The following is a 21,676-nucleotide window of genomic DNA, read 5'->3' as shown; positions in this document are numbered from 1 at the left end:
CGGACCCTTTTTGTGCAGAATCGCTGATTAACGGTTCACGATAAGCGCAATACCAAAGCCTGCAAATACCACGCCTGCCACGCCATCAATCCATTTCGCTAAACGCTGATACCCGCGACGCATCGCTGGCAAGGCAAACACCAGCGCGACGAGAGTAAACCAGGCCAGTGTCTCGGCGATGATCAGGATAAACAGACCCCAGCGCTCGCCGCCTGTCACGCTGTCGCCGACAAACATGGAGAATACGCTGCCGAAGTAGATAACGGCTTTCGGGTTGGAAAGATTGGTCAGCAGGCCGCGCATAAAAGTGCGTCCGTTTGCTGGCAACGCCACGGCGGTTTCAACCACTTCCGTTTCGCCCGCCTGTTTTTTAGAGCGCGCTGATTTCAGCAACTGCCAGCCCATCCAGCACAGGTACAGGCCACCGCCGACGGTGATAATCTGGTGCAGCCAGGCCATTTTTTGCAGGATCAGATGCAGACCCATCAGCGCCACTGCCGCCCATACCGCAACGCCGAGCGTAATCCCAATGACACCCATCATGGCTTCTTTACGCGAGCGGCTGGCTGCCGTTTGCGAAACAAAGAAAAAGTCCGGGCCCGGACTCGCCAGCGCGATCATGTGCATCATCGCAACCATCAGGAACAGCATCAGCATGATTTACTCTCTTTATGGTGTGTGGGGAATTCTTGACTGTCAGTCGTCGCCGTTATCAATGTGATCGCGGATCATCGCCATAAATGGCCGCCCGAACTTCTCCAGCTTACGCTGGCCGACGCCAGTGATATCCAGCAAATCGCTCGGGCTTATCGGCAGATGTTCAGCCATTTCCAGCAGCGTGGTGTCGTTAAACACCACGTATGGCGGCACATTATTGTCGTCGGCCAGTGACTTACGCAGCTTGCGCAATTTGGCAAACAGCTTGTGATCGTAATTACCGCCGTACGTTTTCTGGCGGGACGGACTTTTAATTTTCAGCGTCTGAATACGCGGTACCGCCAGCTGTAACGGGATCTCTCCACGCAAAACCGGACGCGCTGCTTCTGTCAGCTGCAAAGCCGAGTGCATGGCGATATTTTGCATAATCAGCCCGAGGTGGATCAGCTGACGCACCACGCTGGTCCAGTGTTCGTTGCTGTGTTCTTTACCGATGCCGTACACCGTCAGTTTGTCGTGGCCGTATTCGCGGATACGCTGGTTATTGGCGCCACGCAGCACTTCGACCACGTAACCTAAACCAAAGCGTTGCCCGACGCGTGCCACGACTGACAGCGCTTTCTGCGCATCCAGCAGGCCGTCGTAGCGTTTCGGCGGATCGAGGCACACGTCGCAGTTTCCGCAGGCGTTTTGTTTGCCTTCGCCAAAGTAATTCAGCAGCACCAGACGGCGGCAGGTTTGCGCTTCGGCAAACGCGTTCATCGCATTCAGCTTGTGGCGTTCAACGTCCTGCTGCGCACCCGGTGGTTTCTCTTCCAGGCAGCGACGCAACCAGGCCATATCCGCCGGATCGTAAAGCAGTACCGCTTCCGCCGGCAGGCCATCACGCCCGGCACGGCCAGTTTCCTGATAGTAAGACTCGATGGTGCGCGGAATATCAAAGTGCACCACAAAACGCACGTTGGGCTTGTTGATGCCCATACCGAACGCCACGGTAGCCACCACGATTTGCAAATCATCGCGCTGAAAACCTTCCTGCACCCGTGCACGGGTGTCGTTATCCAGCCCGGCATGGTACGCGCCGACGCTCAGGCCACGGCTTTGCAGACGCGCCGCCGTGTCTTCCACTTTGGCGCGGCTGTTGCAGTAAATAATGCCGCTTTTGCCGCGCTGGTCTTGCACGAAGCGGATCAGCTGATCGAGCGGTTTAAATTTCTCCACCAGCGTGTAACGAATATTTGGGCGGTCAAAACTGCTGACCTGAATCAGCGGATCGTTAAGCTCGAGCAGACGGACAATGTCGTTGCGCGTAGCTTCATCCGCGGTCGCGGTCAGCGCGATCACCGGTAACTGCGGATAACGCAGTTTCAGCTGGCCGAGCGCACGGTATTCCGGGCGGAAATCGTGGCCCCATTGGGAGATACAGTGGGCTTCATCCACGGCAAGCATCGCCGGATTCCACTGTTGCAGCTGTTCGAGGAAATCACCCAGCATCAGACGTTCCGGCGCGATATACAGCATTTTGATGCGGCCGGTACGGCAGCCCGCCATCACTTCCTGTTGCTGCTCGCGGGTTTGCGTCGAATTGAGGCAACCGGCTTCCACACCCGCCGCCATCAGCTGATCGACCTGATCTTTCATCAGCGAGATGAGCGGTGAAACCACCAGCGTCAGGCCGTCCATCACCAGCGCAGGGATTTGATAGCACAGCGACTTACCGCCGCCGGTCGGCATGACAACCAGACAATCCCGGCCAGAAATGGCGGTATTGATGATCGTTTGCTGACCCGGTCTGAATTGCTGATAGCCGAAGGTATCGCGTAATACCTGATGAGCCAGCTCTTCTTTATTTATCACTGCCGCCGTAGACACTCAATTCCCCAACTGTTCAAACCACCCGGCTAAGCCCTAAAGCCGCCGGGGCTGTACTGCAATGACATAATATACCCGAAAGGCGGCAAGCGAGGGCATCCCGCTGCGCCTGCCGGAGTCAGTGCTCCGGGGCCGGGTGCCGCAAACGCACCTGCAACCTGAAGTAAGACGGGTATTTTTACATCATATCGTTAAGCATGATACCCACACCGACGCGAGTCTGCTTGTGGTTGTAGTCAATTAATGACTCACCGTAGCCGCTGAACACTTGCGTGTAGAAGCGTACGTGCTTGGAAATCGGATAGCTCCAGCCCGTGGTTGCGCCGCCGTAGCCGGTGTTCCAGTTGTAACGGCTTTCCACGCTAAAGACGCTGTCGCCCCAGGCGTAGCCTACTTTCAGACGGTAATAACCCATGTATTTGGTGATGTCGCGGTTATCGTCGTTTTCATCGCTTTCAGGAATACGGTACCAGGGCTTGAGATCCACCTGCCAGTTACCGTTTTGCGCCATAAAGCGGGCATACACGCGGTTCCAGCTGCGGGACGTCGGGTCTGAGCGACCGTTTGACTGGTGGCTAACACCGTACTCGGCTTCACGCAGCGTCCAGCCCAGGAAATCGTAGTCCGTCGCCCACGCCAGGAAAAGCTGTGGTTCGTAATTGGTTTCACGGAAAGGTGAAGACTGGCCACTGTTCGACAGCTGCCAGAACGATTTCTGCGTGTAGGACGCGCCAAGCACCGAGTTGTCACCGGCAATACCGCGCCACAGCGGGAAGGCCAGGCTCAGCTGGAATGCCACTTCGTCATGACGGGCTTTATCCGCCCAGTCATAAGACTCAATGGCTTTCTTATTGATATTGCTGGTGTCGGTGTAAAGCAGGTAGTTCGACTCATAAGGGTAAAGCGTAAAAGGGTTATCGTGATCCTGCAACATGCTGGCGACGATGCTGCCACGCACGGCGGGCTTATCATGCACTTCTTGTACCGTTGCTTCTTCTGCATGTCCCAGTAATGGCAACGCCAACATGGTGGCCCCGACAGCCCAAATTTTACGCATTTGTCCTCACCCTTTAGTGTTAAATAATGTTGTTAGTCTTTGTGGTTTAAAATAGCCGGCTGCCGGCCGGTATTCAGAAACTGAGAAAGCAGAGCATTTTACACACATATACATTCCGACAAGAGTATTGAATAGATTTATCGCGCACGAGGTAGAATTCCCCGCCTCCGGCACTTAAGATCAACATTCCATTAACTCTTTGCGCGACTATAGCGCTCTTGTCGTTTGGATCAGGAAACCTTTCATGTCTGCGTCATCCCTAAGCCACGAAGCTGCTCTGCAACTGATTGGTAATATTTTCGTTTATGACATGCCTTTTAACCGCGAACTCGGTCTGGAACTTAAACGTCTCGACTGCGATTACGCGGAGCTGAAATTTGCCAATCAGACCAAACTGGTCGGCAACGCTGCGCAAAAAATCTTACACGGTGGCGTTATCGCGGCCGTGCTTGACGTCGCGGCCGGGCTGGTGTGCGTGACCAGCTCGCTCATCCGGCGCGATAAACCCGATCATCCTCTGCTTGAGGCTGAAATGCGCCAGCGGTTAGCAAAAATGGGCACCGTCGATTTACGCGTCGATTATCTTCGCCCCGGCCGTGGCGACTTCTTCATCGCTTCTGCCAGCCTGATCCGCGCCGGAAATAAAATCTCTGTGGCCCGCGTCGATCTGCACAACGACAGCGGCATTCATATCGCGACCACCACCGCGACCTACATGGTCGGCTAAAATCTGCTTAACACGTTGCTGAAAAAGAAATCTGGCAGCGTAAATCAGGTACACTCGCGATCCGTTAATCTCTTTCTTTTCAGGTACCCACATGGATGCACAACGTACCCGGCAAGGCGTTATTTTTGCCTTTATCGCCTATTTGATTTGGGGGATCGCACCGGCGTATTTCAAGCTGATCAAAGAAGTGCCCGCCGATGAAATTCTAACCCATCGGGTGATCTGGTCCTTCTTCTTTATGTTAGTGCTGCTGTCCGTCAGCCGCAGCTGGGGCGATGTCCGGCGGGTGCTGGCACAACCTAAGAAAGTCGGCATGCTGCTCGTCACCGCGCTGTTTATCGGGGCGAACTGGCTGATTTTTATCTGGGCGATCAATAACAATCACATCCTCGAAGCCAGCCTCGGTTACTTTATCAGCCCGCTGGTGAATGTCGTGCTGGGCATGCTGTTTTTGCGCGAAAGGTTCCGAAGTTTGCAATGGCTCGCCGTGGTTCTGGCGTTCGCCGGTGTGCTGATCCAGGTCTGGATGTTTGGCTCAGTGCCGATTATCGGGCTGGGACTGTCGCTCACCTTCGCTTTTTACGGGCTGTTGCGTAAGAAAATCGGCGTGGATTCCCAGACCGGTATGCTGATCGAAACGCTTTGGCTGCTGCCGCTGGCGGGCATTTATCTGTTCTTTATCGCCAACAGTCCGACCAGTAATCTGTCGGCTAATCCGTGGTCACTGGATTTACTGCTGATGGCTGCCGGGATTATCACCACTATCCCTCTGCTGTTCTTCACGGCGGCGGCGGCGCGTCTGAAGCTGTCGACGCTGGGCTTTTTCCAGTATCTCGGCCCGACGCTGATGTTCCTGCTGGCAGTGGTGTTCTACGGCGAAACCGTAAATACCTCGCAGCTCATCACCTTCGGCTTTATCTGGGTGGGGCTGCTGTGCTTTATCACTGACGCGCTCTATACGCAGGGCCGCCTGCGCCGGGGCGTGACGGCAAAAGCCTGACCGATCGAAAAAGCCCCTCTCCGTTTTTGCGGTGAGGGGCTTTTTTATTGGCTTAATAACAGAACGTTACAGCCAGTTTTTGCGCTTGAAATACAGGTAAGGCGCCAGACCCGCGAGGATCATCAACCCGATCGCCCCCGGATAGCCGAATGCCCATTTCAGCTCAGGCATGAATTCGAAGTTCATCCCGTAGCTGGATGCCACCAAGGTTGGCGGCAGGAAAACGACCGATACCACCGAGAAAATCTTGATGATGCGGTTCTGCTCGATGTTGATAAAGCCCATCGCCGCCTGCATCAGGAAGTTCACTTTCTGGAACAGGGATTCGTTATGGGGCAGCAGGGATTCGATATCGCGCAACACTTCACGCGCCTGCTCCAGCTGGCCTGCCGGTAAACGCGCTTTTCGCACCAGGAAATTCAGAGCGCGCTGGGTATCCATCAGACACAAACGGACTTTCCAGCCGATATCTTCCAGCTCTGCCAGCGTGGAGAGCGCGGCGTCATACTCATCGCCCTGATGCCCTTCCATGATCACGCGGCTGAGTTTTTCCAGATCGCTGTAGATGTTTTCGATTTCATCCGCCAGCTGTTCGATTTTGGTTTCGAACAAATCCAGCAGCAGTTCGTAGGCATTGCCGTCGACCAGCGTCTGGTTGCGGGCACGCATACGGTAAAGACGAAATGCCGGTAATTCGCGCTCACGCAGGGTATACAGGCGGCCTTCGCGCACGGTGAATGCGACGGTGCTGTTACCGGCGTGGTCTTCGGCATCTTCATAATAAAAGAAGGAGTGAATGTGCAGGCCGTCTTCATCTTCGAAGAAACGCGCCGAGGCTTCAATGTCATCCAGCTCGGGACGTGTTGCCAGGCTTTGCCCTAATTCATGTTGAACGCGTTCGCGCTCTTGCTCATCAGGCTCGACTAAATCTACCCACAATGAGGTTTTGAGATCGTCTGCCTCGTCCAGCTCTAAACGGGATAAGCGGCTGTTTTCTAATTTAAAAGCACTCAGCATGTGCCCGTTCTCCCAAGAATTACAGAAAGTGGACAACGCGTTGAAGCACAGAAAATCACGGGGCGAAAAGAGTCACCGGCGTAATTCAGACCAAATTCAGATCTGACTCACAGCGACAGAACGGGGGTCGCTGACAACCACTAAGGCCATCAGCAAAGAGGAGGGCCTTAGAAGTGGTACCTAATGAACAGGTTATTGAGCCAGTATCTACTGGGTGTGTCCAAGGCGAAGTTCCTCATTGATAATAGTGCGCGCATGTTACGCCGGGAATAAAAAGACTGTCAACCGCCAACAAATCTAATCTGGCAACATTTCGGCATAAAAATCTTGCTCAGATGATAACCTTTACTGACTTATGTCTGACCGGTTTTTTGGCTACACTCAGAGGCCTGATCCCTCCTCCTTTCCAGAAGCCAACAATGATTAAGCAGATTTCCCAAGACACACTGTGCGACCTGATCACCCAGGCTGCGCATTCTCCCCGCCTGCGTCAGAATCTGAACATTCATCCTGCACCGGAAGATGACGTACAGCGCCTGGCGATTGCGATGGAGCCGGGCACTTACGTGCGCATTCACCGCCATCCGCATACCTGGGAAATGCTGACCGCGCTGCGCGGGCGTTTTCTGGTACTGATTTACGATAACAGCGGCAAAGTCACCGAACGTCTGTGGCTCGGCGCAGAAACCCGTCTGCTGGAAATCCCGGCCAATACCTGGCACAGCGTATTATCCCTCGACGAAGGCGGCGTGATTTTTGAAGTGAAACGCGGCGCGTATCAACCGGTTCAGGAACAGGACTGTCTGCCAGGCACCCCGCCGGAAGGCGAAGAAGGCGTAAAAGACACGCTGAAATGGTATGCGACAGCGGAAGTGGGTGAGGTTTTTAGCCTTTAGTTATTTGCTCCTCCCCCTGCAAAGGGAGAGGAGTTAAAAATCAAACGACTTCGAGGCGAGCATAAGCGGCGACCAGCCACTTAATCCCTTCCCCCGGGAATGCGACTTGCAGACGGCTGTGTTCGCCGCTGCCTTCCATATTGACGATGGTGCCTTCACCGAATTTAGGATGCACCACGCGCTGGCCAAGTTTGAAACCGGTGTCGCTGACGCTGGTCGGCGTGCCGACGCTGCGGTTGCTCATCGGGCGCGAGACGTTAGCCCGCATTCGTACTTCCTCTACGCAGTCCTCGGGCAGTTCACCGACAAAACGTGAAGGACGGTGCGACACTTCCTTGCCGTACAAACGTCGGGTTTCGGCGTAGGTCAGGGTCAGTTTTTGCATGGCGCGGGTTACGCCCACATAGGCAAGACGGCGTTCTTCTTCCAGACGGCCACTTTCTTCCAGCGACATCTGGCTCGGGAACATGCCCTCTTCCATACCGACGATAAAGACCTGCGGGAACTCCAGCCCTTTGGCTGAGTGCAGCGTCATCAGTTGTGCAGCATCCTGATTCGCATCGGCCTGACCTTCGCCCGCTTCCAGCGCGGCATGAGACAGGAACGCCTGCAACGGCATCAGATCTTCGTCTTCATCCTGATAGCTGAACTGACGCGTTGCCGTCACCAGTTCCTCTAAGTTTTCGATACGTGCCTGCCCTTTCTCGCCCTTTTCCTGCTCATACATGATGAACAGGCCGGAATCTTTAATCACCCGGTCAGTCTGCACGTGCAGCGGCATATCGGCGGTTTCATGTGCCAGCGCATCCACCAGTTCGGTAAAGCGTTGCAGCGAAGAGGCTGCACGGCCCGCCAGGGCTTTGTCCTGCAACAAGGCACGCGTTGCCTGCCACATCGTCAGCTGACGGTCACGCGCGGTATGCCGCACCACGTCAAGCGTCCGGTCGCCAATGCCGCGCGTCGGGGTATTCACCACGCGTTCAAAGGCAGCATCGTCATTGCGGTTCGCCATCAGGCGCAAATAGGCCAGTGCGTCTTTGATTTCCTGACGATCGAAGAATCGCTGACCGCCGTAAATGCGGTACGGCATCGCCATCTGCAATAACGCTTCTTCCAGCACACGCGACTGGGCGTTGCTGCGGTAAAGAATGGCGCAATCTTTCAGCGCGCCGCCGTTGTCCTGCCAGGTTTTGATGCGGTTAACCACAAAGCGCGATTCATCCAGCTCATTGAACGCGCAATAGAGGGAAATCGGCTCGCCCTCGCCGTCTTCGGTCCACAGGTTTTTGCCCATACGGCCGCTGTTGTTTTCAATCAGCGAGTTGGCGGCTTTCAGAATGGTGCTGGTGGAGCGGTAATTCTGCTCCAGACGGATAGTTTCCGCATTCGGGAAATCTTTCAGGAAGCGCTGAATATTTTCGACCTGCGCACCGCGCCAGCCGTAGATAGACTGGTCATCGTCGCCGACGATCATCACGTTATTGTTGTCGCCTGCCAGCAGGCGGATCCACGCGTACTGAATGCTGTTGGTGTCCTGGAACTCGTCCACCATCAGGTTGGTAAAGCGTTCGCGGTAATGTTGCAGGATATGCGGCTTGTTGAGCCAAAGCTCATGGGCGCGCAATAACAGCTCGGCGAAATCCACCAGCCCGGCGCGGTCGCAGGCTTCCTGATAGGCCTGATAAATCCGCAACCAGGTCGCTTCAATCGGGTTGTTATAGGTTTCGACGTGCTGCGGGCGCAGACCTTCATCTTTTTTACCGTTGATGTACCACATGGCCTGACGCGGCGGCCATTGTTTATCGTCGATGTTCAGCGCTTTGATCAGACGTTTTATCAGACGCATCTGGTCGTCGCTGTCGAGGATCTGGAAATCCTGCGGCAGTTTGGCATCCAGATGATGCGCACGCAGTAAACGGTGTGCAAGCCCGTGGAAAGTACCGATCCACATGCCGCCCTGACTGGTGCCGATCAGCTGATCGATACGGTGGCGCATTTCCGCCGCCGCTTTGTTGGTAAAGGTGACGGCCATTATCGAATACGGCGAGCAATTCTCCACCGACAGCAGCCACGCAATACGGTGAACCAGTACGCGGGTTTTGCCACTGCCTGCCCCGGCCAGCACCAACAGATTGCTGCGCGGCGCGGCCACGGCTTCACGTTGTTTTTCATTGAGGCTGTCGAGCAGGTCAGAAACGTCCATAGGCACCGTTTGTCAGAATGAGAAAAGCACTCACGCGATCAATGTCGCCGTGAACGCTTTTCTACTGTGAATTTATACAGAGTATTTAATGAAGGGATTATAGCAATGCTGTCAGCGATGCCAACTGCGAAATCTCAATATGCGGTAACAGACGGGCATCGCGGACGTGCATCAGGTTGCCTTCACGCAGATTTATCCAGCACGCCTGCATCCCGCAGGCCACGGAACCCGCCACGTCGGTGGTGAGATCGTCTCCCACATGCAGAATATTTTCCAGCGGGATATCGAGTTTCATCGACGCCTTTTTATACATGTCGGCGTAAGGTTTTGCCCGGCCATGATCGCCCGCGCGCAAGGTGAACTGGAAATACTGCGCCAGACCGCAGGCGTGCGGATCGGCATTGCCGTTTGTGATCGCCACTAAAGGCCAGCGTTCGGCCAGCGCCGCCAGTGCGTCATGGTTTTCGCCGGGAACATAAATCCGGCTGCGCCATTTCGCGAAGGTTTCCATCGCCACTTTAGTGCCATGCTTCGCATCGTCATCACTCAGGCCCGCACGGGTCATGGCCAGATGCACCGCCTGACGTCGCCATTCGGTCACGTCGTGATAAATCTCAGCGTCCTGCGCCAGTAATTCTGTACGCATCTGACGGATCGCATCCGGCGACATGTCTGCCAGCGCGGGGTGAAAGCCCTGAATAGACTTCAGGGTTTCAGTATCGGTACGGCGGATAACGTCGTAGTTGTCGTACAGCGTATCGTCTAAATCGAAAGTGATCGCTTCAATGCGTTTCAGCGGCCGATAGAACTTCATCAGGTTTTGCCTCGTTTTGCGCGGGGATGGGCGGCATCGTATACCGTCGCCAAATGTTGAAAGTCGAGGTGGGTATAGATCTGGGTCGTGGACAGATTCGCGTGACCCAGCAATTCCTGCACGGCTCGCAGATCGCCACTCGATTCCAGAACGTGCGTCGCAAAGGAGTGCCGCAATTTATGCGGATTAATGTGGCTGTTCACACCCTGTTTGACGCCCCACTCAGCAAAGCGTTTCTGGACGTTTCGCGCTGAAATGCGGTTGCCTTTACTGGATAAAAACATCGCGTCGTCCTGCGGACCAAACAGCGGGCGGCGCGCCAGCCAGTGTTCGAGCCAGGTGACCGCGGTACGGCCAATCGGCACTTTACGCTCTTTGCTGCCTTTCCCCAGCACGCGGACTTCACCGGATGCCATATCGACGTGTTTGCAGTCGATGCCGACCAGTTCCGATAAGCGGATCCCGGCGCCGTACATCACTTCGAGCATTGCGCGGTCGCGGACGGAAAGCGGATCGTCGAGATTGATTTCCAGCAGCTTATTCACTTCATCGACGTCGAGATTTTTTGGCAGATGCTTGGGGGACCGCGGCGTTGAGATGCCTTTCGCGGGATTGGCGCTCAGGACGCCCTGACGTACCAGCCAGTCCAGAAGACTGCGCAGCGAAGACATCCGCAGCGCCAGACTCGCCGGGCCTAACCCTGCGCGTTTGCTGCGCGCCAGCAGCATGCGGACTTTGGGCGCGTCAAGCTGTTGCCAGTCGGAAACACCGATTTCAGCGGCCATCGCGATCAGCGCATCTAACTGACGGCTGTAATTGGTGGAGGTCAGCGGACTGAGCTGACGCTCGACGTGCAGATAACGCAGAAACGCCTCGACTGCGGGATACAGAGGCGATTCGGTATGATTCATACCCGTTCGATCCAGCGTTCCAGTAAACCGGGCAACATTTTTGCCAGCTGGTCGAGCAACACGGTGCCCATGCCAGGCTGATAATGTTGCGGGTCGCGGCTGCTGAAAATCAGCACGCCCAGTTCACCCTGTTCGCCCATCAGCGATAACGCGACTGAACCGACCGCTTTTGCTTGCGGTAAAAGCAGCAGTAATTCCGGGCCGTTCAGGCTGCCGAGATAATGCGGCGTTTCACCCAGCCGCTGAATGCGCATGGATTCGAACGCGCTGCGACTGACGGCCAGATGAGTAAAGTCAGACGGCGCGCCAATGCGCCAGCTCTCGCCGAACAGGCGCACGTTAGCCCCCGCCAGGCCGAGCGTACGGGCCCAGCGTTGCAGGCGGTTCAGCATATCCTGCAAACCGCTGGCGGCGGCGAGCGTGGCCTGGAGTTCGATCATTCGCCCGAAAAGGGATTCATTGATCGAGGCCTGCTCCATCAGCAGCGTAATCTCTTCTTCAAGCTGAGCAATCTGATGACGCTGACGCCCGAGTTGCCACTCCACCAGCGAAGTGCTGCCTTTCACCGGATGCGGTACGTGCATTTGCTCGACGCTGCGCGCATTGCGAATAAAGAAATCCGGGTTTTGCAGCAGATACTGCATCACGCTGTCGTCGTCGAGTGCTATCACCGGGTCAATCTGGTCATCAAGATTGTTCATAGATGAATAAATCCGTCGTAAACATGAGTGGCAGGTCCGGTCATATACAGCGGATGACCCGGCCCTTGCCAGCGAATATCGAGGCTGCCTCCCGGCAGTTCCACCTGTACTTCCTCTGCAAGTAAACCTTGCTGAATCCCGATAGCGACCGCAGCACAGGCACCGCTTCCGCACGCCTGTGTTTCTCCTGCACCACGCTCGTACACGCGCAGTTTCACGCTTTCCGGGCTGATTATCTGCATGAATCCTACGTTCACGCGCTCCGGGAAACGCTCATGGCTTTCAAGTATTGGCCCGAGCAGCTCCACTTCCGCTGTCAGTACGTCTTCAACCTGCAATACGCAGTGCGGGTTACCCATCGAGACAACACCGCAAAATACTGTGCGCTCTTCAGCCCGCAGAATATAGGTCTTTTCCGGTTTCGCCGCGCGGAAAGGCACCTGCTGCGGTTCGAAAACAGGTTCGCCCATGTTCACCTGCACGGTTTCATCTTCGGTGACGGTCAGCGTCATGCGGCCGGTCTGTGTACTGACGCGGATATCACGTTTGTTGGTCAAACCTTTGATACGGACAAAGCGGGCGAAACAACGCGCGCCATTGCCGCACTGCGCAACTTCGCTGCCGTCAGCGTTGAAGATGCGGTAATGAAAATCTAATTCAGGATCGTAAGGTGGCTCTACCACCAGCAGCTGGTCAAAACCTACGCCACGATGGCGATCGGACAAACGGCGGATCAACTCAGGGGAGAAATAGACATTTTGAGTCACGGCGTCAACAACCATAAAGTCGTTGCCCAGACCGTGCATTTTGGAGAACTGCATAACTGACTCCGTTTACCGCTGGTCAAATCCAGTCGCGATGATCCCTTCATAATGTGGACCCGGCAGAAAACTGCCGGAACCTTAGCCCGCAGGCTGATTAATCTCTGGAATTCGTCGAGAGGTTTTCTGGTGATACACCTTTTTGCTGCGAAGAACCGTCGTTGCTGGTTCCCGGAACCTGACTGGTTTTCTGCGTAGAAGATTTATCCGCAGGCGGGAAATACAACGGCCCTTTCAGTCCGCAACCGGAGAGAGAAAATAATATCGTCGCGGCCAGAGACCAGCGTAAAGCGTTTTTCATTTTATGAATGCCCGTAATTCATGCGACCAAGGCCTCTATAATCGCAGGTGGATCATGAAAAGCAACAGGAATCGACAAAACCCGCAGGCACACTTTCAGGATTTAAAGAGAAGGAAAGCCAGAGAATCTGCCGCGTGCAGGCGGTACATCACGCTTTTCTAATGCAGCTGGAATTGCTGTTTCAGCCGCGAAGGTTCGATCTCGCTCTCGGGCGGGGGAGCGCAGACTGCGGATAACGCATTGCTGCGAAAAGGGATCACCTGAATACGATCGTCGAGCGACACAATCTGGTAGAACTGCGGCAAGTTGAAGTTAATAAAGCTGGAGCCGTAAGTGAAACGATCATGGGAGGACGAATAGAAACGGCTGACGTCACGTACCAGGTCTTCTTTGCTGCCTTCGCAATGGTGATAAACCTCGACGCGGTTCGACTCATCGAGAATATAGATGTTAAAGCCGATATCGTCTGAGCTGTCTTCAAAGAAGAACTGAATGATCCCTTCACTGGCATAACCATCAATCACCGCCGGCAGGTGCGCCTGATCGGTCTGTAACTTCACGGATAAACCGTGCAGCTTGTTGTTAGAAATCGCACCATAGAATTCAATCGCATTTTCCAGCTTCTGCACCGACACGCTCAGGCGCTCGAAGAACAGACCCCAGGTTTGCCCGGCAACGCGCACGGCTTTGAACCGGCCCGGTTCGAGGCGTTTGCTCGACAGACGCAGCTCGATGCACTCGGTGACCAGTTGCTGAATACGCGTGCGGATAAGACCGCGCAGATGCTGGCTGTAGCAGAACACTTCCACGGACTCCGGCGGCGCAGCGTCCTGATGCATTTTGCCCAGAATGGTTTTCAGCGCTTCAAGAACCGCCTGCTCGCCGCTGAAATGCAGTGTTCGCACTTCATTCCACGAGTTGCGATAAAGCAGATCAATGCTGCCCACCATGCATTCCTGATTCTGCCCAAAGCTGAAGACATCCAGCTTACGGAAATCAAAATGCACAACCTGATTACGGAAGGCGGCAGTCGGATCATGCTCAAGGTTGACGATAATCGCCAGATGCCGGATTTCACACGGGCTGTACAACGCTTTCGGCGTCGGCGCCGCTAAACGCAGCGGGAAGTTGTGTGAAACATCCGCCACCAGCTCGCGCAATTTGGCGATATCACACAGGCCGCCACTTTTAATGTGCAGCCGCGTAGTGGAGGTCAGCAGGCCATTGAAATAGGCCCATGCCACCAGTTTATTCAGGTAACGGTTATATTCCAGCGGCTGATGACTGACGATCGATTCCATCGACGGCGACTGATTATACAGATACCAGCCCGTGCGGTTGGCGCGGCCAATCGGCACGTGAATAAAGGTTAAATCGTTCTCTGACAGGTCGGGCGAAATCTGCGGGTTAACCAGCGTGACTTTTCCCGGCAGCGCTTCGAAGGCGGCGTACAACTTACGGGTCAGCACGCCAATATCCTGCGGGCTGGCACTGACGCTTAAATTGTTGCGGCGGGCAAAGCGGATCAGATTGCGATAACTTTGCATCATCGCATCGAGCAATTCGTTGTGAGCTTCGCGCACCCGTTCGATTTTCCAGTTCGCCCGGTTATCCAGAATCGCCAGACGCTCTTCGTCCCAACCCCATTCCGCCACCAGCTGGCTGAGAATTTCACGACGCCAGCCCACCGACGCACGGGCGCGGGAGAGTTTTTCGCAGACTTTTAAATAGAAACAGCGGCGGACTAAATCAAGGCGGGTCGTATCTTCAATCTGGGTCAGGTAACGGGTCACGCGGTCGAGCATCATACAATAGGAATCAAGCCCGAAGCAGACGATTTCCCCCTGATGCAGACGCTGTTTGATGTCCATTGCCAGTAACTGCGTTTGAGGATATTCCCAGGAATAGGCTTCCAGCAGCAGGGTTTTCAGCACGGCTTTGTAGGGCGAATCGATGCTTTTATACAGCTGCCACAGGCTGGCGCCGAAATACTCTTCCGCCGACAGGGTACTGAGCCCGCCAAGATCGAGCCATTCATTTGGCGTCAGCGCACCCTGCGCGTAAAGCGAAAGCACGTATTCATCGTAATGCGCTTCTTCTTCACCCGGCACCATATTCCACAGAATACGCTTACCGCCCATCCGCACCGCGGTACGGTAGAATTCATCAAGCAATAAGATGTACTGAGTGGAACCGCAATCCTCACCGCCCAGACTGCCACTTTCATTGTGGCGGAAACGGTTTTCGTCGATCAGGAAGAAGCTGACTTCCACGCCCAGCGAGGCAGCCCATTTTTCCAACAGGCTGCATTTCTGCTGTAAGCGGTTGCGTTCTTCATTATCAAGCCAGGACTGATGGCAGACCCAGATATCCAGATCGGAACTCTGACTCTGGCCAATAGATGAGGTGCTGCCCATCGAATAGACGCCGGTGATCGGCAATTCGCCTTTCGCCAGAGGCTCAAGCGCGCTGCCCCATTTGTCTTCGAGGTCAGTCAGATAGTTTTTTTGAGAGTCATCAGGCGTGAAAAGGCAGATACCATGCGGAACCTTACCTTCAAGGTATCCCGGTATCAGAGGGTGATGATGATGTAGAAAGACGGGAAGCAACGTGTAGACCTGTTGAAACGCAGGACCCATTGCCGCCAGTGCACGATCGACTCGTAACTGGTTGATCGCATCCAATCTTTGCTTCAGTGTCTCGATGTAGAGGTACAAGACGTTTCGCCTGATTATTCAGTGTCTGGAAAGAACCCCGTTCCAAATCCGTCATTTATCGTGATGCTTATGCTTTGAACAACCGCGATTGTGCAAATAGTTGACGAATTATTGCTGGAAACGTGATCAATTTAACACCTTGCTGATTGACCGTAAAGAAAGTAACGCACCACAATTACTCTTCCGCTTCTCTGGATTTTACCGTTTGCCGTCAAACAGAACAAATCTCCTTTACGACCGTTACCCTTCTTTTACGAATGGCTTCTTACGCTGACAGCTTTCTATTGTCAGTGGTAGGATGGTCACAGAGACAGATAAACGGTAACAAAAATGTTAGACAAAATCATTCGAATTGCCACCCGCCAGAGCCCGCTGGCTCTGTGGCAGGCACAATATGTTCAAACTCAGTTAATGGCTTGTCATCCCGGTTTGCAGGTCGAACTGGTTCCTATGGTCACGAAAGGCGATATCATTTTAGATACTCCTCTGGCCAAAGTGGGCGGCAAAGGTTTGTTTGTAAAAGAACTTGAGCTGGCGATGCTCGATGGCCGCGCGGATATTGCCGTACATTCCATGAAAGATGTACCGGTAGAATTCCCTGAAGGCTTAGGTCTGGTGACCATTTGTGAACGTGAAGACCCGCGCGATGCGTTCGTCTCCAATCACTACGCCAGTCTGGCCGAGTTACCGCACGGCAGCGTGGTCGGGACCTCAAGCCTGCGCCGCCAGTGTCAGTTGCGTCAGCAACGTCCCGATCTGCACATCCGCGATTTACGCGGCAACGTCGGTACGCGTTTATCCAAACTGGATAACGGCGATTATGATGCCATTATTCTGGCGGTCGCCGGGCTGAAACGCCTTGGCCTGGAGAGCCGTATCCGTACTGCGCTGACGCCGGAAGAGTGTCTGCCTGCGGTTGGACAAGGTGCTGTCGGTATTGAATGCCGTCTCGACGATCATTTCACCCGCGAATTGCTTGCTCCTCTGGCGCACCGTGAAACGACCTTGCGCGTTCAGGCGGAACGCGCCATGAATATGCGTCTCGAAGGCGGATGTCAGGTGCCTATTGGCAGCTATGCCGAACTCGACGGCGACGAGCTGTGGTTACGCGCACTGGTTGGCGCGCCGGACGGCAGTCAGATGGTGTGCGGCGAACGTCGCGGCCCGGCAGCCAATGCAGAAAGCATGGGCATTGATCTGGCGGATGAATTGCTGGCGAATGGCGCGCGTGAAATTCTGCAAGAGGTCTATCAGGGGAACGCACCAAAATGACCATTCTGGTAACCCGTCCTTCTCCGGCAGGAGAAACGCTGGTCAGTCGGCTGCGCGCTCTGGGCCGGGTCGCCTTCCATTCTCCGCTCATTGAATTTGCGCCGGGGAACCAACTCGCATCGCTGCCGAACCTGCTATCCTCATTAGATCAGCAGGATCTGGTGTTTGTGCTTTCACAACATGCCGTGAATTACGCCGATCGCGCATTACGACAGTCTGCTACCCGCTGGCCGGACACACTTTGTTATTACGCGATTGGCCGTACGACGGGCCTGCTGTTCCATCGTGCCAGCAGTCTGCCGGTTCTCTATCCTCAGGACAGCGAAACCAGCGAGACATTACTGAATCTCCCGTCATTGCAACGCATTCAGGGCAAGAAAGCGCTGATACTGCGCGGCAACGGCGGGCGCGAAAAGCTGGCGGAAACGCTGACTGAACGCGGTGTTGAAGTGTCGTACTGCGAGTGTTATCAACGCAGCCCGATTCACTACGATGCCAGTGAGCAAAGCGCCGTCTGGCAACGCGCCGGCGTAGATACGCTGGTGGTCACCAGCGGCGAAATGCTGCAACAGCTGTACCAGTTAGTTCCTGATTACTACCGACATTCATGGTTACTGCGCTGTAGCCTGGTGGTGGTCAGCGAACGTTTGGCAACCCTTGCCCGCCAGCTCGGCTGGCACGCTATTCGGGTTGCCGAGAATGCAGACAATGATGCGCTGATTCGCGCATTACAATTACCTGACTAAGGGATGTGCCAAAATGACGGAACAAAAAAATCCTTCCGTACCGGATGATGAGATTGTTATCGCCCCGGCGGTTGAGAGCCCCCAGCCAGATGCTTCCGTACGGGATCAGGAGCTGAAGACGTTGCGTAAAAAACAGCGTACCGCACCGGTATTAGGCGCTATCGCCATTGTGTTAGTGATCGCGCTTGGCGCCGGTCTTTACTATCACGGGCACCAGCAGGCGCTGGCCAAAGCCGCTTCTGATGAAGCACTTTCTGAACAACTCGACGCCCTGCAAAAAAGCCAGCAACAGGACAAACAGCAAATCGCGACCTTGTTGGCTCAACAGGATAAAAACCAGCAAACCGCCGATCGTCAGCAGGCCTCATTTGGCCGTCAGCTGAATGAACTCCAGGATAAAGTCGCCAGCATTTCCGGCAGCGATGCCAAAACCTGGTTACTGGCTCAGGCTGATTATCTGGTGAAACTGGCGGGCCGCAAATTGTGGAGCGATCAGGATGTCACCACGGCCGCAGCGCTGCTGAAAAGCGCGGATGCCAGCCTGGCAGATATGAATGATCCAAGCCTGATCGACGTGCGTCGCGCACTGAATGAAGACGTCAGCAGCCTGTCTGCGGTAACGCAGATTGATTTCGACGGCATCATTTTGAAACTCAACCAGCTGTCTAATCAGGTGGATAACCTGCGTCTGGCCGACAATGATAATGACGATTCGCCGATGGACAGCGACAGCACCAGTCTTTCTGGTTCACTGACCGAATGGCGTCAGAACCTGACCAAAAGCTGGCACAACTTTATGGATGATTTCATCACCATCCGTCGTCGTGATTCCACCGCAGAACCCCTGCTGGCACCTAATCAGGACGTCTACCTGCGTGAGAACATCCGCTCAAGACTGCTGATTGCCGCACAGGCCGTACCGCGCCATCAGGATGAAGTGTACAAACAGTCGCTGGAGAGCGTATCGACATGGGTACGGGCGTACTTTGATACCACAGACCCTTCGACCAAAGCCTTCCTCGAGGAGCTGGACAATCTCAGCCAGCAATCCATTTCGATGGACGTGCCTGATCAGCTGAAAAGCCAGCCGATGCTGGAAAAACTGATGCAAACCCGCGTGCGTAACCTGCTTCAGCAGCCCGCCGCCGCAACGCAGGGGGAATAACGCATGTTACGAGTTTTCGTGTTATTCCTGATTGTGTTTGCCGGGATTATCGTCGGCCCGATGCTGGCCGGTCATCAGGGTTATGTGCTGATCCAGACCGATAACTACAACATTGAAACCAGCGTGACCGGCTTAGTGATTATGCTGATCGTTCTGGTTCTGGTGCTGTTCTTTATCGAATGGATCCTGCGGCGCGTTCTGCGCACCGGCGCACGCACACGCGGCTGGTTTGCCGGGCGTAAAAGTTCTAAAGCGCGTAAGCAAACCAAAGAAGCCATGCTCAAACTGGCAGAAGGCGATCACCGCAAAATGGAGAAATTGCTGGCGCGTAATGCTGACCATGCCGATCAGCCGGTGGTGAACTACCTGCTGGCAGCAGAGGCGGCGCAACAGCGTGGTGATACCATTCGCACCAATCAGTATCTGGAACGTGCTGCTGAAATTGCGGATACCGACCAGATGCCGGTGGACATCACCCGCGTACGCATCCAGCTGGCGCAGGGCGAAATCCACGCTGCACGCCATGGCGTGGATCGTTTGCTCGGCCAGTCGCCGCGCCATCCGGAGATCTTACGTCTGGCAGAACAGGCATTTCTGCGTACCGGTGCCTACGGGTCATTGCTGGAGATTCTGCCTTCTATGGCGAAAGCGGATATTCATACCGATGACGAAATCCGCGTCCTGCAGGAGCAGGCTTATATCGGCATGATGAACCAGCTGATGGCGGAAGAAGGCAGCGATGGCCTGAAGCGCTGGTGGAAAGACCAAAACCGTAAAACCCGCCATGAAGTAGCCCTTCAGGTGGCAATGGCGACGCATCTGATTGAATGTAACGATCAGGATCTGGCGCAGGAAGTGATTCTCGACGGGCTGAAACGCCAGTATGACGAACGTCTGATCGCACTGATGCCGAAACTGCGTTCCGGCGATCCGGAGCAGCTGGAAAAAACATTACGGAATTTGATCAAGCAAAATGGCACATCGCCATTGCTAAGCAGCACGCTCGGTCAGTTGCTGATGAAGCACGGGGAATGGCAACAAGCGAGCGAGGCCTTCCGTGAAGCGCTGAAACAGCGTCCTGATGCGTATGATTACGCCTGGCTGGCAGATGCGTTGGATAAGCTTCATAAACCGGCTGAAGCGGCGGAGATGCGCCGTGCAGGGCTGATGTTAACCCTGAACAATTCGCAGCAACCGTAATAATCTTGCTGTCTGTTAAGGCTCCTTCGGGAGCCTTTTTTTGTGGCGCCGCACCTAGTCACAGCAATAAAATCAATAAGTTAATCGACACTACAGGCAACTATAATCGACCTCAAGCACCTGTAGTGTGGTCAAGATGTGGACGCTATAAGCTGGCATTACCCTTTAACGGATTAAAGGTAATTGCATCCTGCAAAAAGTCTGGTGAAAAGTGCGCATACACCATTGTTTGCTGTATTGATGAATGCCCTAATATCCGTTGCAAGGTAATAATATTCCCCCCATTCATCATGAAATGAGTGGCAAAGGTATGGCGTAAAACATGTAAAGACTGCCCCTTTGGGAGATCAGGTTTAACTTCCCTCAACAGCTCTCTGAACTGGTGATAGTCGGCTTTTGGAAATAAAAGTCCTGAGTCACGCTTTATCGTGTCGTCAGCAACGCTTTGCGAGATTGGAACGGAACGTTTCTTGCCAGCTTTCGTCTCAACGAACGTTACCCGATTTTTCACAACGTGTTCGGCTTTAAGATTCGCAACCTCACCCCAACGCCCTCCAGTGCTTAAACACATTATCGCGATCAGCCTGTTATCGCCTTTAAGCAATGCCAACATTTTGGCTATTTCGTCATTAGACATAAATGACATAGCTGTTTCAGATTCCTTTAGTTTTCCTATACCGCGGATTGGATGTTCGCCGTGATAGAAACCACCATCGATAAGGAAAGTGAAAAGCCCGCCTAAGACGATGAGATTACGATTTACAGTCGAGGCTTTAACCCCGCTCGCTAAGCGTTTAGCTCTAAATCTGGTTATGGCATTTTTATCTAATTGGAATGCACAAGGGTCATCAAGATGCTTGTTTATAAATTCAAGCTTGACCTTGTCCTGAGCTCCATACTTCGAATGTTTACCGCAGTACAACCACCACAAATCAATTAGTTCTGAAAGTGATCGTTTATCTGCTGGTTTAGATAACCATTCTTTATCGTGGTAATTAACCGCGACATATTTTTCGTATGCTACCGCTTCATGTTTGCGGTCGAACTTACGCCGGATGCGCTTTCCATTGCGCCCCTGCGGTCTTATGTCCACTTCATAGCGACCATCGTCAAGCTTCTTAATCGACATATTGAAGCCCTCCGATTTTGCAATCGTTACAAATACTTTGACACTCTATGTAACAAATAAACTCGTTGTGAAGCGTTAGCCAGTCTTTTGGTCTGAGTGCTGCGAGGTTGTTTCGGCCTGCCCAAAGTGTGCGAGAACCGGCGCAATCTGGCCGGCTTCAGGCGCAATCTCCTCTGACATAAACCACATCAAATACTTCTTAAATCTTGCGTGGTTAAGCAATTTCATAACAACCGTGACATCAGGTGTTGTTCTCCCAGATTCATAGTAAGAAAGCGATGAATAGGGAATATCAACAATTTCAGCTAGTTGCTTGCGATTAAGCCTTTCTGACTCGCGAATAAGCTTGATCTTGTCTGCTATGGAAGTTGACACGTTATCGATACCTCGTTATTTTAATCCGAAATTGATTAATGAAACCGAAAGCTACAAATTACTGGAAGCAATTACAAGCCATTGACGGAACCACC

20 protein-coding genes are annotated in these 21,676 nt (G+C 53.9%); 7 read left to right on the top strand and 13 right to left on the bottom strand.

The genetic code is table 11. The annotated features are described in order from the left end of the window. Window positions 1–27: 27 nt before the first annotated feature. The 3 genes from rhtC to pldA all read right to left on the bottom strand — a co-directional run bounded on the left by rhtC (window position 28) and on the right by pldA (window position 3,586). On the bottom strand, window positions 28–657 hold the full coding sequence (rhtC, locus tag J1779_RS05000) for a threonine export protein RhtC (protein WP_056772241.1): 630 nt from the start codon (window positions 655–657) through the stop codon (window positions 28–30). A gap of 39 nt (window positions 658–696) precedes the next feature. Then, on the bottom strand, window positions 697–2,529 hold the full coding sequence (recQ, locus tag J1779_RS04995) for an ATP-dependent DNA helicase RecQ (RefSeq protein ID WP_056772243.1): 1,833 nt from the start codon (window positions 2,527–2,529) through the stop codon (window positions 697–699). Window positions 2,530–2,707: 178 nt separating this feature from the next. Next, window positions 2,708–3,586 (bottom strand): phospholipase A, encoded by an 879-nt coding sequence (pldA, locus tag J1779_RS04990; protein WP_122096518.1) that lies wholly within the window; start codon window positions 3,584–3,586, stop codon window positions 2,708–2,710. A 244-nt stretch (window positions 3,587–3,830) separates the two neighbouring features. Here pldA and J1779_RS04985 point away from each other — a divergent pair, with 244 nt between their 5' ends. Further along, window positions 3,831–4,313 (top strand): thioesterase family protein, encoded by a 483-nt coding sequence (locus J1779_RS04985; RefSeq protein WP_056772249.1) that lies wholly within the window; start codon window positions 3,831–3,833, stop codon window positions 4,311–4,313. Between the two features lie 91 nt (window positions 4,314–4,404). Then, window positions 4,405–5,313, top strand: a complete 909-nt coding sequence (gene rarD / locus J1779_RS04980) for an EamA family transporter RarD (protein WP_122096517.1) — start codon at window positions 4,405–4,407, stop codon at window positions 5,311–5,313. A gap of 66 nt (window positions 5,314–5,379) precedes the next feature. Here rarD and corA read toward each other — a convergent pair whose 3' ends face one another. Beyond that, on the bottom strand, window positions 5,380–6,330 hold the full coding sequence (gene corA, locus J1779_RS04975; protein ID WP_056772255.1) for a magnesium/cobalt transporter CorA: 951 nt from the start codon (window positions 6,328–6,330) through the stop codon (window positions 5,380–5,382). Between the two features lie 419 nt (window positions 6,331–6,749). Between corA and J1779_RS04970 the strand changes: the two genes are divergently transcribed. Then, window positions 6,750–7,226: a WbuC family cupin fold metalloprotein gene (locus J1779_RS04970; RefSeq protein WP_056772260.1), complete on the top strand. Its 477-nt coding sequence runs from the start codon at window positions 6,750–6,752 to the stop codon at window positions 7,224–7,226. Window positions 7,227–7,266: 40 nt separating this feature from the next. Here the strand turns inward: J1779_RS04970 and uvrD are convergent, their stop codons facing one another. The 7 genes from uvrD to J1779_RS04935 all read right to left on the bottom strand — a co-directional run bounded on the left by uvrD (window position 7,267) and on the right by J1779_RS04935 (window position 15,694). Further along, entirely contained in the window at window positions 7,267–9,429 is a 2,163-nt protein-coding gene (uvrD, locus tag J1779_RS04965; RefSeq protein ID WP_217203009.1) for a DNA helicase II, read from the bottom strand. Window positions 9,430–9,526: 97 nt separating this feature from the next. Continuing rightward, the gene (yigB, locus tag J1779_RS04960) at window positions 9,527–10,243 is read right to left on the bottom strand and encodes a 5-amino-6-(5-phospho-D-ribitylamino)uracil phosphatase YigB (protein ID WP_217203008.1); all 717 of its coding nucleotides are present in this window, start codon (window positions 10,241–10,243) and stop codon (window positions 9,527–9,529) included. Next, complete coding sequence (gene xerC, locus J1779_RS04955) at window positions 10,243–11,154, bottom strand: tyrosine recombinase XerC (protein WP_136374663.1); 912 nt, start codon at window positions 11,152–11,154, stop codon at window positions 10,243–10,245. The genes yigB and xerC overlap by 1 nt, the downstream gene beginning before the upstream one ends. Continuing rightward, on the bottom strand, window positions 11,151–11,855 hold the full coding sequence (locus tag J1779_RS04950; RefSeq protein ID WP_056772269.1) for a DUF484 domain-containing protein: 705 nt from the start codon (window positions 11,853–11,855) through the stop codon (window positions 11,151–11,153). Before J1779_RS04950 ends, xerC begins: the two co-directional genes overlap by 4 nt. Further along, entirely contained in the window at window positions 11,852–12,676 is an 825-nt protein-coding gene (gene dapF, locus J1779_RS04945) for a diaminopimelate epimerase (protein ID WP_056772273.1), read from the bottom strand. The genes J1779_RS04950 and dapF overlap by 4 nt, the downstream gene beginning before the upstream one ends. Window positions 12,677–12,773: 97 nt before the next feature. Next, window positions 12,774–12,977, bottom strand: coding sequence for an LPS translocon maturation chaperone LptM (lptM, locus tag J1779_RS04940; RefSeq protein ID WP_072158057.1), 204 nt, complete (start codon window positions 12,975–12,977; stop codon window positions 12,774–12,776). A gap of 158 nt (window positions 12,978–13,135) precedes the next feature. Further along, a complete protein-coding gene (locus J1779_RS04935; protein ID WP_217203007.1) occupies window positions 13,136–15,694 on the bottom strand; it encodes a class I adenylate cyclase in 2,559 nt (852 codons plus the stop codon). Window positions 15,695–16,024: 330 nt separating this feature from the next. Here J1779_RS04935 and hemC point away from each other — a divergent pair, with 330 nt between their 5' ends. Genes hemC through hemY form a run of 4 tightly spaced genes read left to right on the top strand, consistent with a single transcriptional unit; the run spans window position 16,025 to window position 20,077 of the window. Then, window positions 16,025–16,966 (top strand): hydroxymethylbilane synthase, encoded by a 942-nt coding sequence (hemC, locus tag J1779_RS04930; RefSeq protein WP_217203006.1) that lies wholly within the window; start codon window positions 16,025–16,027, stop codon window positions 16,964–16,966. Further along, complete coding sequence (hemD, locus tag J1779_RS04925) at window positions 16,963–17,712, top strand: uroporphyrinogen-III synthase (RefSeq protein WP_056772283.1); 750 nt, start codon at window positions 16,963–16,965, stop codon at window positions 17,710–17,712. The genes hemC and hemD overlap by 4 nt, the downstream gene beginning before the upstream one ends. Before the next feature lie 13 nt (window positions 17,713–17,725). After that, on the top strand, window positions 17,726–18,877 hold the full coding sequence (hemX, locus tag J1779_RS04920) for a uroporphyrinogen-III C-methyltransferase (protein WP_056772286.1): 1,152 nt from the start codon (window positions 17,726–17,728) through the stop codon (window positions 18,875–18,877). Between the two features lie 3 nt (window positions 18,878–18,880). Next, window positions 18,881–20,077, top strand: a complete 1,197-nt coding sequence (gene hemY / locus J1779_RS04915; protein WP_056772290.1) for a protoheme IX biogenesis protein HemY — start codon at window positions 18,881–18,883, stop codon at window positions 20,075–20,077. 145 nt (window positions 20,078–20,222) lie between these two features. Here hemY and J1779_RS04910 read toward each other — a convergent pair whose 3' ends face one another. Both J1779_RS04910 and J1779_RS04905 read right to left on the bottom strand, forming a co-directional pair. Beyond that, complete coding sequence (locus J1779_RS04910) at window positions 20,223–21,206, bottom strand: phage integrase (RefSeq protein ID WP_217203005.1); 984 nt, start codon at window positions 21,204–21,206, stop codon at window positions 20,223–20,225. 75 nt (window positions 21,207–21,281) lie between these two features. Then, window positions 21,282–21,581, bottom strand: a complete 300-nt coding sequence (locus J1779_RS04905; RefSeq protein ID WP_217203004.1) for a helix-turn-helix transcriptional regulator — start codon at window positions 21,579–21,581, stop codon at window positions 21,282–21,284. Window positions 21,582–21,676: the final 95 nt, after the last annotated feature.

Source organism: Rahnella rivi (assembly GCF_019049655.1).
Classification (GTDB): Bacteria; Pseudomonadota; Gammaproteobacteria; order Enterobacterales; family Enterobacteriaceae; genus Rahnella; species Rahnella rivi.
This window is presented reverse-complemented; position numbering and strand designations above follow the sequence as displayed.